The following is a 13,013-nucleotide window of genomic DNA, read 5'->3' as shown; positions in this document are numbered from 1 at the left end:
ATTGCCAGCGCACCCTGGGCATGCCAGCGGTAGGACCACGAAAAGTCGCATTCGATCTGTCATTCATCGCCTGGTTCTGAAAAATCACCGCCCTCCCCCAGGCGCCCGGGAATATTCAGGCCAAAGTGCAGGTAGGCATGCCGGGTAACCACGCGGCCGCGTGGCGTGCGCATGATATAGCCTTGCTGGATCAGGTACGGCTCAAGCACATCCTCGATGGTGTGGCGCTCTTCGCTGATCGCCGCCGCCAGGTTGTCCACGCCTACCGGGCCACCATCGAACTTCTCGATCATGGTCAACAGCAGACGGCGGTCGGAATGGTCGAAACCGCGCTCGTCGACGTCCAGCAGGTTCAGCGCCATGTCGGCCACGGCCTTGGTGATCTGGCCCTTGCCGCGCACCTCGGCGTAGTCGCGCACGCGGCGCAGCAGGCGGTTGGCGATACGCGGCGTGCCACGGGCACGGCGGGCAATTTCGTAGGCGCCCTGATCTTCGATGACCAGGCCAAGGATGTTGGCCGAACGGCTGACGATGGTGGCCAGGTCCTTGTCGCTGTAGAACTCCAGGCGCTGGACGATACCGAAGCGGTCCCGCAACGGGTTGGTGAGCATGCCGGCACGGGTGGTGGCACCCACCAGGGTGAACGGTGGCAGGTCGAGCTTGATCGAACGGGCGGCCGGGCCTTCGCCGATCATGATGTCGAGCTGGAAGTCCTCCATGGCCGGGTACAGCACCTCCTCGACAACCGGTGACAACCGGTGGATCTCGTCGATGAACAGGACGTCGTGCGGTTCGAGGTTGGTCAGCATGGCCGCCAGGTCACCTGGACGCTCAAGGATCGGGCCCGAGGTGCTTTTGACCGAAACGCCCATTTCCTGGGCGATGATGTTGGCCAACGTGGTCTTGCCCAACCCGGGCGGCCCGAAGATCAGCGTGTGGTCGAGCGACTCGTTGCGCCCACGGGCGGCCTGGATGAACAGGGCCATCTGCTCGCGCACGACCGGCTGGCCGATGTACTCGTCAAGGCGCAGCGGACGAATCGCCCGGTCCTGGACTTCTTCACGGTCGCGGCCACTGGCGGCGATCAGGCGGTCGGCTTCGATCACTTGGTAATCATCCCTTTCAGGCTGCGGCGGATCAGCTCTTCACTGCTCAGGCCGGCCTTGTCCTTGATCGCGGCGATTGCCTTGCTGGCTTCCTGCGGCTTGTAGCCCAGCGAGACCAGTGCGCTGACCGCATCGGCCTCGGCAGTGGACTCGCTGGCGACCGGCAACGGCCCATCGGACACCAGGGTAAACATGGCGGGCGAGGTTTCCCAGGCCTTGAAGCGGTCTTTTAGCTCGACCAGCAAGCGTTCGGCGGTTTTTTTGCCGACACCAGGCACGCGCACCAACGCCGAAGTATCCTGGGCTTGCACGCAACGCACCAGTTCGTCGACCTCCAGGCCGGACATCAGCGCCAACGCCAGCTTCGGGCCCACGCCGTTGAGGCGGATAAGCTCCCGGAACAGCTCGCGTTCGCGTTTTTCGGCAAAGCCGTATAGCAAGTGCGCATCTTCGCGCACCACCAGATGAGTGTGCACGGTAACGCTTTCGCCCACCTTGGGCAGACGGTACAGCGTGGTCATGGGAACTTCCAGTTCGTACCCCACGCCGTTGACGTCGATAATCAGGTGCGGCGGCTGTTTTTCCGCCAAGGTGCCGCGCAAACGTCCAATCACGTTCCGATCCTTCCTCTCGGGGAGCCGGTCAAAGACCGCTCAACCCTATCAGCAAATGCAGCGGGTGAACGCATCACCCGAACAAAATGTGTATCAGCGCATGAAGCGCCTACAGACGCAAGCGCCCGCCGCGTCGCCGTGCCGTGCTCAGGCCGTGCGGCACCAGGCTTGAACGGGTATGGGCATGGCACAAGGCGATGGCCAGCGCGTCGGAGGCGTCGATCTGCGGCTTCTGCGTCAATTTCAGCAGGTGCATGACCATCATCATCACCTGCTCCTTGTTGGCCCCGCCCGTGCCGGCTACTGCCTGCTTGACCTGGGTGGCGCTGTATTCGGCGATTTCCAGGCCGGCTTCGGCGGCCGCGACGATGGCCGCACCGCGGGCCTGGCCGAGCTTGAGCGCCGAGTCGGCGTTACGGGCCATGAACACCCGCTCGATGCCCATGGTCACCGGGCCGTGCTGGGCGATGATTTCACTGACACCACGAAAAACAATCTGCAGCCGCTCGTGCAGCTCGCCGCTGCCGGTGCGGATACAGCCCGACGCCACGTACTCGCACCCACGGGCGGTCTGGCGTACCACGCCATAGCCAGTGATGCGCGAGCCGGGGTCGATACCAAGAATCAGAGTCATAGTGCCTGTCGAAAAATACTAACGTTTCAAGACCATTGGGGCCGCTGCGCGACCCATCGCCGGCAAGCCAGCTCCCACAGATACAGCACAAGCCTATAGAAATGCGCTGTACCTGTGGGAGCTGGCTTGCCGGCGATGGGCTGCGCAGCAGCCCCAATTGCAGCCCTGACTCGAAGGTTCAGAAAATCCTTAGCCGAGGTTTTCCATGATCTCATCGGAAATCTGGGCATTGGAGTAGACGTTCTGCACGTCATCCAGGTCTTCGAGCATGTCGATCAGCTTGAGCACCTTTTCGGCACCCTCCTGGTCAAGCTCGGCGCTGGTGGTCGGCTGCATGACGATTTCGGCGTCAGCGGCCTTGAAACCCGCCTCTTCCAGGGCGTTGCGCACGGCATAGAAGCTGTTGAACGAAGTGAACACGTCGAACGAGCCGTCGTCATTGGCCACAACGTCGTCGGCATCAGCCTCCATCGCCGCTTCCATCAACGCGTCTTCGTCCACGCCCGGCGCAAAGCTGATCTGGCCTTTGCGCTCGAACAGGTAGGCCACCGAACCGTCGGTACCCAGGTTGCCACCACACTTGGTGAAGGCATGACGCACGGCGGCGGCAGTACGGTTGCGGTTGTCGGTCATGGCTTCGACCATGATCGCCACGCCGCCCGGGCCGTAACCTTCATAGCTGAGCTCTTCGACGTTGTCGCTTTCGTTGGTGCCGGCACCACGGGCCACGGCGCGATCGATGATGTCGCGGCTCATGTTGGCGCCCAAGGCCTTGTCCAGCGCCAGGCGCAGGCGCGGGTTGGATGCCGGGTCAGCACCGCCTTGCTTGGCCGCAACGGTCAGCTCGCGGATCCACTTGGTGAAGATCTTGCCTCTCTTGGCATCCTGGCGCTCTTTGCGGTGCTTGATGTTCGCCCACTTGGAATGACCAGCCATAACGACTCCGAATCCTTTGTTTCACAAACAGCCCCGCCCCTGTACGGGGCGGGACGGAAAAATACCTGCGCCGAAACGCAAAGGCGCATCCATGTGGATGCGCCCGGGACTGCTTACTCGACCTTGGTCTGTTCGCGCAGTCGGATGTGCAGCTCGCGCAGGGCCTTGGCGTCGACCATGCCAGGGGCCTGGGTCATGACGCATGCAGCGCTCTGGGTTTTCGGGAAGGCGATCACTTCACGGATCGACTGGGCGCCGGTCATCAGCATGACCAAGCGGTCCAGGCCGAAGGCCAGACCACCGTGAGGCGGTGCACCGAACTTCAGGGCGTCGAGCAGGAAGCCGAACTTCTCTTCCTGTTCTTCTGCCTCGATACCCAGCAGGCGGAATACCGCCTGTTGCATCTCTTTGCGGTGAATACGGATCGAACCGCCACCCAGCTCGGTACCGTTCAGAACCATATCGTAGGCACGCGACAGGGCTTTGGCCGGGTTGGCCTCGAGCTCTTCCGGGGTGCACTTCGGCGCGGTGAACGGGTGGTGCAGCGCGGTGAAGCTGCCGTCTTCGTTTTCTTCGAACATCGGGAAGTCGACGACCCACATCGGCGCCCACTCGCAGGTCAGCAGCTCGAAGTCGTGACCCAGGCGGATACGCAGCGCGCCCAAGGCTTCGCTGACCACCTTGAACTTGTCGGCACCGAAGAACACGATGTCGCCGTCTACGGCGCCGACGCGGTCGAGGATGGTGTTGAGGTTGGCCTCAGGGATGTTCTTGACGATCGGCGACTGCAGGCCTTCGACGCCCTTGGCGCGCTCGTTGACCTTGATGTAGGCCAGGCCCTTGGCACCGTAGATGCCAACGAACTTGGTGTACTCGTCGATCTTGCTGCGCGGCATGCTGGCACCGCCAGGCAGGCGCAAGGCGGTCACACGGCACTTCGGATCGTTGGCCGGGCCGGCGAAGACCTTGAAGTCGACGTCTTTCAGCTGGTCGGCAACGTCAACCAGTTCCAGCGGGTTACGCAGGTCCGGCTTGTCGGAACCGTAGCGGCGCATGGCTTCTTCGAAGGTCATGTGCGGGAATTCGCCGAATTCCAGGTCCAGCACTTCCTTGAACAACTTGCGGATCATGCTTTCGGTCAGGCCCATGATCTCGCTTTCATCGAGGAAGCTGGTCTCGATGTCGATCTGGGTGAACTCCGGCTGACGGTCGGCACGCAGGTCTTCGTCACGGAAGCACTTGGCGATCTGGTAGTAGCGGTCGAAGCCGGCCACCATCAGCAGCTGCTTGAACAGCTGGGGCGACTGCGGCAGGGCGAAGAAGCTACCGGCGTGGGTACGGCTTGGCACCAGGTAGTCACGCGCACCTTCCGGCGTGGCACGGGTGAGGATCGGGGTTTCGACGTCGAGGAAGCCGTTTTCGTCGAGGAAGCGGCGGATGCTGCTGGTGATGCGCGAACGCAGGCGCAGCTTGTCGGCCATTTCCGGGCGACGCAGGTCGATGAAGCGGTAGCGCAGGCGGGTTTCCTCGCCAACGTCGGAGTACTCGTTCAGCGGGAACGGCGGGGTTTCCGCTTCGTTGAGCACGTTCAGCTGGTAGCCGAGGATCTCGATGGCGCCGGAGGCCATGTTGGCGTTCACCGCACCGTCTGGGCGCTTGCGCACTTTGCCGGTGATCTGCACGACGTATTCGCTGCGCACGCGGTCGGCGGCGGCGAAGGTTTCGGCGCGATCAGGGTCGAACACGACCTGGGCCATGCCTTCGCGGTCACGGATGTCGAGGAAGATCACCCCGCCGTGGTCGCGGCGACGATGGACCCAGCCGCAAAGGGTGACTTCCTGGCCGTCCAGGCTCTCGTTCAGTTGGCCGCAATAATGGCTGCGCATCATGATGGTGGTTTCGCTTCTCGTGATTCGTGTATTCGGTGGAGGCCTTGGCCGCCCGGAGGGCTAATACTGCAAGACCCGGTCACAGCATTCAACTCAGTCGGCCTTGTCGCCGCCTGCCAGATTCTTTTTTGCCCCGGTCTTGAAGTCGGTTTCGTACCAACCATTACCGCTCAGGCGGAAGCCTGGCACCGACAGCAGCTTTTTCAGCGCTGGGGCCTGACAGGCCGGGCAATCGGTCAGCGGCGCGGCGCTGATCTTCTGCAGCACTTCCATGCGGTGCTCGCAGGATGCACATTGATAGTCATAAAGGGGCATGGGTGTCTCTCGTCAACCACAACGCTGGCTGCCGGGGCAGCAAAAAGCGGGATTATATATGGTTAACAGGCACTGCGCAGCCCGCCCGGCGATCAGCGCACACTTGGCGGGTTTTGCAGCCAGGCGACGCAGATGACCCGGATCAGCCCACTGAAGTTACGCACCCCACCCTGGCGCAAGTGCACTTCGCGGTCTACGTAGGACAACACCGCACTGACCGAACAGCGGTTAGCAGCGGCGATACGCTCCAGGATGCCCCAGTAGACGGCCTCCAGGCGCAAGCAGGTGGAAAACCCGTTCAACCGCACCGAGCGCGACACCGGCTGGATCTGCAACATGTCGAAATCAGCCTTGAACGGATCCATGCACTGCTTTGCCGGCCAGCTCCCCTGCCCCGCCATACGCTTGTTCGCTTGCATCATGCGCCACACTTCCTCGTCACAGGTACCAGGTGACGTATGAAGCGCTGATAGGCGGGTTTAGAGCAGCGGCAAAATCTTCCTGCACAAAATCTGAAAGCTGACGCGATCACTGTAGGAGCGGCTTTAGCCGCGAACACCGGCAAGGCCGGTGCCATGCACCGCGGTGCCTGCTTCGCGGCTAAAGCCGCTCCTACAGGGTCATGCGTGAGTCTTGGGCAACTTTTATTTGCCGTCGAGCAGCACCCGCAGCATCCAGGCCGTTTTTTCGTGCACCTGCATGCGCTGGGTCAGCAAGTCGGCGGTCGGCTCGTCACTGACCTTGTCCACCACGGGGAAAATGCTGCGCGCCGTGCGCACCACGGCCTCCTGCCCCTGCACCAGCTGGCGGATCATCTCGTCCGCCGGGGGTACACCTTCCTCCTCCTTGATAGACGAGTGCCGCGCATAGAATGCATACGACCCCGGCGCCGGGAAGCCCAAGGCCCGGATACGCTCGGCGATGGAGTCGACCGCCAGCGCCAGCTCGTTGTACTGCTCTTCGAACATCAGGTGCAGGGTGCGGAACGACGGGCCGGTGACGTTCCAGTGAAAGTTATGGGTTTTCAGATACAACACGTAAGTATCCGACAACAGGCGGGACAGCCCATCGACGATGGACTTGCGATCTTCTTCGCTGATACCGATATCGATTGCCATGAAGCTCCCCTTTCCATAAGGCTTGAGACTCAAGCGGACGTGGACCACTGTAGCAACACTTCCCCCCTGCCGCATGTGACATGGCGCAACACATTGCCCGCCGGGCGGCCTGCGGTTTGAGTAGCCTGCGGCTTTACTGTTAAATAGGCACCGTGCCACCCGTGCGGACTGTCATTGCCGGGTGCATAGGCTGGCCTGCCACGTGTTCGCGCTCTACACCTCATGCGCACCGTGCTGCCCGCTCTTCCTGTGATCGGCCTTATCAACTGTGAGCCAACCCCATGTTCAAGATCGTCCATCTGGTGACGGGCGTGGCAGCCTTGCTGCTATCGCTCATACCCAGCCTGAAAACCGACGCGACACCCTTCCTGCAACAACCTGACGCGGTCTACCTGACACTCCTCGGCCTGCTCAATCTGGTCCTGGCCCCGGTCGTGCCCCTGTACTACCGCGGCGCGCGGCAGCAGTTGCAGCACCTTGCCTGCGCCCTGCTGGTGGTGGCGGTGGTGCTGCAAACCCTGACATTGCTGGCCCGCCCGGAAATGGGCAACCTCGCGGCACTGGTCTGCGCGGCACTGGCAGTGGCGCTGCACCTGGCCGTGGGTTTTGCCCGCAGCCCGCGCAGGGCACGCAACAGCCAGCATGCCGCTCAGGATGCCGGCAACCGCGATACCGGCACCGTCAAGTGGTTCAACACGTCGAAAGGCTTTGGCTTCATTTCCCGCGATTCGGGTGATGACATCTTCGTGCACTTTCGCGCCATTCGCGGCGAAGGCCATCGCATTCTGGTCGAAGGCCAGCGCGTTGAGTTTTCGGTAATGCACCGCGACAAAGGCCTGCAGGCCGAAGATGTGGTTGCGGTCACCCGCCGCTGATTGCCGCTTCATCCAGAGGCATATTTACCGGCATGCCGGTGAATATGCCTCTGCGACGCATCAATAATGAGGCGGTGGCGCCTCCTCCCCTTCGCTGCCGTACTGGCCGACCATCTCTTCATAACGCTTGATCAGCTCGGCCATCTGCGACTGCAGCCGCTCGATCACCCGCGCCTGCTCGACCACCACGTCATTCAACGCCTGGATAGTGTCATCCTGGAACGCCTGGCGGGTTTCCAGTTCGACAATACGTAACTCCAGCGACATCTCAGGCCTCCTGATAACCAGCAAGTTGCAGCCCACGCAGGCGTTGGCGAATGGCATTCAACTGATCGTCGCTGTAGGCCACCGCCGGGCACTTGCCCCACACCGGTGCCGGCCAGGCAGCGTCGTCACGCTGGCGCACAATCACGTGCATATGCAACTGGCTGACCACGTTACCCAAGGTGGCCACGTTCATCTTGTCGGCGCTGTAGCTGGCTTTCAGCGCCTCAGCCAACAGGGTTGTTTCCTGCCACAACTGCTGCTGCTCCGCCGCTTCCAGCTCGAACAGTTCGCTGATGCCGGCGCGCTTGGGCACCAGGATAAACCATGGGTAGTTGGCATCCTTGCTCAGCAGCAACTGGCACAGTGCAAACTCCCCCAGCACCAGGGAATCCTGCTGCAAACGCGAATCGAGGACGAACACGGCATATCTCCTTCAGGCAAAACCAACCCGCTTCAAGCGGAAATCAGGCCTGCAAGGATACCTTGCACACTCCCGGTAACACAGCGCTACTTTTCGCACCAAAATGAGGCCTTCTGTCCACGCTCTCCACACCTGTCACCCCACAAATGACTCTGGATGAACAAGTTGCGGTAACACATTGACTTTAATGGCAGCTTTTTAAATTTTAATGATTCTCGACTCCAACCTGTGCGCGAGCCGGCCTCACCCCGTGTTTACGGGACTTTCCGACCCTCGGTAGCAGGTTTTGTGAAAATTTCATGAAGTGTTGCGAATTTTGAGCATGCTTGTTGCATTCCCTTCACGCCAAGTCGGCACGACATCTGCAATGGCAGGTGAACGCGACAAATAACAACAGCGGCATTGGTTACCAGGGAGTTCCCCTAACCGGAACCGGTAGTTACAGGTTTGTTACGGTGACAGGAACAGCGCTGGCGTTGTACGGCCCTTAAACCGGGGCGTGATTTGCGACATGGAAATACCTAAAAGCGACAGGGTGAAAAAGTTCCGAAAAGAGTGCTTATAGCCATATCGCCAACAACAGTCAGCGTGCTATACATTTTCGCCGACATAACAAGAAAGAGCTGCTCCATATAACTAAAACACATGGATGCAGCGGTACTCTTCCTAAAAACCAAAGGAGCAAATCACGATGCGCGTGATGAAGTGGAGCATGATCGCCCTGGCCGTTGCGGCAGGGACCTCGCAGTTGGCAATGGCCTCGGCACAAGACGAGTCCAAAGGTTTCCTCGAAGACAGCAAGCTGAACGTAAAAACCCGCATGCTGTACTTCAGCCGTGACTTCCGTAACAACGACAGCGGCAAGAGCCGCGTCGAAGAAACCGGCCTGGGCTTCCTGGGTACCTTCGAGTCGGGCTTCACCCAAGGCACCGTGGGCTTCGGCGTTGACGCCATCGGCATGCTGGGCCTGAAACTGGACAGCGGCAAAGGCCGCGCCGGCACCGGCCTGTTCCCGACCGGTTCCGACGGCCGTTCGCAAGATGATTACTCCGAAGGCGGCGGTGCGGTAAAACTGCGCGTCTCCAACACCGTGCTGAAGTTCGGTGACCAATTCACCGCCCTGCCGGTATTCGCCACCGACGACAGCCGACTGCTGCCTGAAGTTGCTGAAGGTGGCCTGATCACCAGCAACGAAATCGATGGCCTGACCCTGCACGCCGGTCACTTCACTGCCCTGAACGCGCAGGCCCAGACTTACCACGACAGCCTGCGCCTGACCGAGGCCAACGTTTTCGGTGGCACCTATGCCATCAACGAAAACCTCAGCACCAGCGTCTACTACTCGCGCGTCGAAGATCACTTCCGCAAGTGGTACGGCAACATCAACTGGGCGCTGCCGATCAGCGACAAGCAAGGCCTGGTGTTCGACTTCAACATCTATGACACCAAGTCCATCGGCGACAACCTGACCGGCGCCTTCGTCAGCAAGGCTGACGGCAGCAACGAACTGGACAACATCGCAGCCAGCCTCTCGGCCGCCTACAACATTGGCGCCCACACCTTCACCCTGGCTTACCAGAAAGTCAGCGGCGACGGCGACTACGCCTACGGCGTCGACGGTGGCGGCACCATCTTCCTGGCCAACTCCGTTGCCCGCTCCGACTTCAACGCCGAAGACGAGAAGTCCTGGCAGGCTCGCTACGACCTGAACTTCGCCGAATACGGCGTACCTGGCCTGACCTTCATGACCCGCTATGTGCGCGGTTCCGGTGCCACTACCGAAAGCACTAACAACGGCAAGGAATGGGAACGCGACGTAGACGTCAAGTACGTGCTGCAAAGCGGCCCGGCCAAAGACCTGAGCTTCCGCGTACGTCAGGCCACCTACCGTTCCGCAGACGGCGTTTACTACGGTTCGAGCTCGATCGACGAACTGCGCCTGATCGTGGAGTACCCGCTGAGCATCCTGTAAGCCTGGCTTGCAGTGCCCCGCACCTGAAAAAGCCCGGCGATCACGCCGGGCTTTTTCTTGGCTGACAAGCGTCACGCCCTGGGGCATCCTGTACGCCTTCGTTTCACCCCCGTACAATGCGGGGCTATTTCAACGTCTTAGGCAATCGACACGGCTAACCATGCGCACCAGTCAATATTTGCTCGCCACCCAGAAAGAAACCCCTGCCGACGCAGTGGTCATCAGCCATCAGCTCATGCTGCGCGCCGGCATGATCCGCAAACTGGCCTCCGGCCTGTACACCTGGCTGCCGATGGGCCTGCGGGTAATGCGCAAGGTCGAGGCCGTGGTACGCGAGGAAATGAACGCCGCCGGCGCCCTGGAAGTGCTGATGCCAAGCATTCAGCCCGCCGAGTTGTGGCAGGAGTCCGGCCGCTGGGAACAGTACGGCCCTGAGCTGCTGCGCCTGAAGGACCGCCACCAGCGTGATTTCTGCGTTGGCCCGACCCACGAAGAAGTCATCACCGACCTGGCCCGTAACGAGCTGTCCAGCTATAAACAGCTGCCGCTCAACATGTACCAGATCCAGACCAAATTCCGTGACGAGATCCGCCCGCGCTTCGGCCTGATGCGTGGCCGCGAGTTCATCATGAAGGACGCCTACTCGTTCCATGCCGACCAGGCTTCCCTGCAGGAAACCTACGACCGCATGCACCAGGCGTACAGCAACGTGTTCACCCGCCTGGGCCTGGACTTCCGCCCAGTGCAGGCCGACACCGGCTCGATCGGTGGCAGCTATTCGCACGAATTCCACGTACTGGCCGAGTCCGGCGAAGACGACGTGATCTTCAGCGACAGCTCCGACTACGCCGCCAACATCGAGAAGGCCGAGGCCATCCCGCGTGAAACCGTGCGCCCTGCCCCTACCGAGGAGCTGCGCCTGGTCGACACGCCAAACGCCAAAACCATCGCCCAGCTGGTGGAAAACTTCGGCCTGGCCATCGAAAAAACCGTCAAGACCCTGATCGTGCGCGGCGCCGAAGAAGGCAAGCTGATTGCCCTGGTCGTTCGTGGTGACCACGAGCTGAACGAAATCAAGGCCACCAAGCTGGAACAGGTTGCCGACCCGCTGGTCATGGCCACCGAAGCCGAACTGCGCGACGCCATTGGCGCCGGTGCCGGCTCGCTCGGCCCGCTGAACCTGCCGCTGGAATGCATCATCGACCGTTCGGTTGCCCTGATGAGCGACTTCGGCATCGGCGCCAACATCGACGACAAGCACTACTTCGGCGTCAACTGGGAGCGCGACCTGCCAGTTCCACAAGTTGCCGACCTGCGCAACGTGGTCGAAGGCGACCCAAGCCCGGACGGCCAGGGTACCCTGGTGATCAAGCGCGGCATCGAAGTGGGCCACATCTTCCAGCTGGGCACCAAGTACAGCGAAGCGCTGAAGTGCCAGGTACTGGGCGAGAACGGCAAGCCGGTAACCCTGTCCATGGGCTGCTACGGCATCGGCGTGTCCCGCGTGGTCGCCGCTGCCATCGAGCAGAGCTATGACGACAAAGGCATCATCTGGAACGACGCCCTGGCTCCGTTCCAGATCGCCCTGGTACCGCTGCGCTACGAAACCGACGTGGTCCGCGAGGCAACCGACAAGCTGTATACCGAACTGACCGCCGCCGGCTTTGAAGTGCTGCTGGACGACCGCGACAAGAAAACCAGCCCAGGCATCAAGTTTGCCGACATGGAGCTGATCGGCATCCCGCACCGCATCGTCGTCAGCGATCGCGGCCTGGCCGAAGGCAACCTTGAGTACAAGCACCGCACCGAGCAGGACGCCCAGGCGTTGCCGCTCAATGAAGTGCTGAGCTTCCTGCAGGCCCGCGTTCGCCGCTGATAACCAATGCACGAGTGATCATGTTCAAGCGAAGTACCTTTACCCTGGGGGGCGCCGCACTGTGCGGTGCCCTGCTCGTCAGCGGCTGCGCCAACCAGATGTCCCAGCGCAGCGACCATGAGGAGCGCGTCGAGCGCAAATTGCTCGAGCACACCCTGCAGATCGATGTCGGCGAGCCGAAGGTGATGGAGCTTCCGCAACGACGTGTGCGTGTGCATGAGCAGAAGCGCTTCGAAGTCACCGAGTTCGAAGTTACCCGTCGTTACGACCGCTACACGCCGTACCAGCCCTGGCGGGAGATCTACGAGATCCCGCTGGGTGCAGTGGCCGTGGTGGCGGGCGTCGGGGCCAACGTGGTCAACGTCTTCGCCTTGGGCAACCTGCCGGAAAGCATCACTCACGACTGGCTCAGCTACGGCGTGGACGGGCTCAACCCGTTCATGAACGTGCCGTCCAACGGCCGCGCCCAGCAGAACCTGGCCGGGATCAGCGAGGTGCAGAAAGGCAAACGCGAAGAATCGACCAGCGTGCCCTGGAGCGAACGCCTGGTCGAGGTCAAGGCTGGCAAGATGACCCACGAACTGACTACCGACAGGAACGGCGTGCTGCGCCTGAACCTGCTCGACAGCCCGTTCTCGGAGCAGAACCTCAACCACATCGGCACCCTGCACCTGCAGGTACTCGACGAGGACAACGCGGTGCGTGGCGATGCCAGCCTGCTGGTCAGCGCCACCCTGCGCAACAAGCTGCTCGAAGCCCATGAGCTGATCTTCGATGACCTCGAAGATGACGATGTCGGCCAATGGGTCCACCGGGTCAAGCGCCTGTCCGAGCTGGGCCTTGAAGAAGAAGCCAGTGAAATGGAACAAAGCCTGATCGAGCTGACCCGCAACGATCCGGAGCTGCAGCAGGAGTTTCTGCAGTCGCTGACCAAGGCCACTGGCCGTTTGGTGGCTGATCCGGGCGCGCAATAACACACTGGGGCCGCGT

General features: G+C 61.4%; 14 protein-coding genes. 4 read left to right on the top strand and 10 right to left on the bottom strand.

What is annotated here, in order from left to right:
* Window positions 1–59: 59 nt before the first annotated feature.
* The 8 genes from ruvB to N436_RS00285 form a co-directional block, all read right to left on the bottom strand.
* Window positions 60–1,106 (bottom strand): Holliday junction branch migration DNA helicase RuvB, encoded by a 1,047-nt coding sequence (ruvB, locus tag N436_RS00325; RefSeq protein WP_019098466.1) that lies wholly within the window; start codon window positions 1,104–1,106, stop codon window positions 60–62.
* The gene (gene ruvA, locus N436_RS00320; protein ID WP_016711996.1) at window positions 1,103–1,720 is read right to left on the bottom strand and encodes a Holliday junction branch migration protein RuvA; all 618 of its coding nucleotides are present in this window, start codon (window positions 1,718–1,720) and stop codon (window positions 1,103–1,105) included. The genes ruvB and ruvA overlap by 4 nt, the downstream gene beginning before the upstream one ends.
* Window positions 1,721–1,829: 109 nt before the next feature.
* A complete protein-coding gene (gene ruvC / locus N436_RS00315) occupies window positions 1,830–2,354 on the bottom strand; it encodes a crossover junction endodeoxyribonuclease RuvC (RefSeq protein WP_003254769.1) in 525 nt (174 codons plus the stop codon).
* Between the two features lie 189 nt (window positions 2,355–2,543).
* Complete coding sequence (locus tag N436_RS00310; RefSeq protein ID WP_016711997.1) at window positions 2,544–3,290, bottom strand: YebC/PmpR family DNA-binding transcriptional regulator; 747 nt, start codon at window positions 3,288–3,290, stop codon at window positions 2,544–2,546.
* 113 nt (window positions 3,291–3,403) lie between these two features.
* Entirely contained in the window at window positions 3,404–5,179 is a 1,776-nt protein-coding gene (gene aspS, locus N436_RS00305; RefSeq protein ID WP_105945490.1) for an aspartate--tRNA ligase, read from the bottom strand.
* 93 nt (window positions 5,180–5,272) lie between these two features.
* A complete protein-coding gene (locus N436_RS00300; RefSeq protein ID WP_003254776.1) occupies window positions 5,273–5,494 on the bottom strand; it encodes an FmdB family zinc ribbon protein in 222 nt (73 codons plus the stop codon).
* Window positions 5,495–5,586: 92 nt separating this feature from the next.
* On the bottom strand, window positions 5,587–5,916 hold the full coding sequence (locus N436_RS00295; RefSeq protein ID WP_105945491.1) for a ribbon-helix-helix domain-containing protein: 330 nt from the start codon (window positions 5,914–5,916) through the stop codon (window positions 5,587–5,589).
* 222 nt (window positions 5,917–6,138) lie between these two features.
* Window positions 6,139–6,612: a Dps family protein gene (locus tag N436_RS00285; RefSeq protein ID WP_003254783.1), complete on the bottom strand. Its 474-nt coding sequence runs from the start codon at window positions 6,610–6,612 to the stop codon at window positions 6,139–6,141.
* Window positions 6,613–6,893: 281 nt separating this feature from the next.
* Here N436_RS00285 and N436_RS28840 point away from each other — a divergent pair, with 281 nt between their 5' ends.
* A complete protein-coding gene (locus N436_RS28840; protein ID WP_019098462.1) occupies window positions 6,894–7,487 on the top strand; it encodes a cold-shock protein in 594 nt (197 codons plus the stop codon).
* Window positions 7,488–7,547: 60 nt separating this feature from the next.
* On the opposite strand, the gene N436_RS00275 is transcribed toward N436_RS28840, so the two are convergent.
* Together N436_RS00275 and N436_RS00270 are read right to left on the bottom strand one after the other, a co-directional pair.
* Window positions 7,548–7,754 carry a SlyX family protein gene (locus N436_RS00275; protein ID WP_016712002.1) on the bottom strand — a complete coding sequence of 69 codons (207 nt, stop codon included), beginning with the start codon at window positions 7,752–7,754 and terminating at the stop codon, window positions 7,548–7,550.
* 1 nt (window position 7,755) lies between these two features.
* Complete coding sequence (locus N436_RS00270; protein WP_105945492.1) at window positions 7,756–8,175, bottom strand: HIT domain-containing protein; 420 nt, start codon at window positions 8,173–8,175, stop codon at window positions 7,756–7,758.
* A gap of 691 nt (window positions 8,176–8,866) precedes the next feature.
* Between N436_RS00270 and N436_RS00265 the strand changes: the two genes are divergently transcribed.
* The 3 genes from N436_RS00265 (at window position 8,867) to N436_RS00255 (ending at window position 12,997) form a co-directional block, all read left to right on the top strand.
* Complete coding sequence (locus N436_RS00265; protein ID WP_105945493.1) at window positions 8,867–10,147, top strand: OprD family porin; 1,281 nt, start codon at window positions 8,867–8,869, stop codon at window positions 10,145–10,147.
* Window positions 10,148–10,307: 160 nt separating this feature from the next.
* Window positions 10,308–12,023: a proline--tRNA ligase gene (locus N436_RS00260; protein WP_110740171.1), complete on the top strand. Its 1,716-nt coding sequence runs from the start codon at window positions 10,308–10,310 to the stop codon at window positions 12,021–12,023.
* A 20-nt stretch (window positions 12,024–12,043) separates the two neighbouring features.
* Window positions 12,044–12,997 (top strand): hypothetical protein, encoded by a 954-nt coding sequence (locus N436_RS00255; RefSeq protein WP_105945495.1) that lies wholly within the window; start codon window positions 12,044–12,046, stop codon window positions 12,995–12,997.
* The last annotated feature ends 16 nt before the right edge of the window (window positions 12,998–13,013 follow it).

Source organism: Pseudomonas sp. RV120224-01b (genome assembly GCF_003208145.1).
Lineage (GTDB): Bacteria > Pseudomonadota > Gammaproteobacteria > Pseudomonadales > Pseudomonadaceae > Aquipseudomonas > Aquipseudomonas monteilii.
Note: the sequence above shows the minus strand (reverse complement) of the source record. Positions and strands in the feature narration are given on the sequence as shown.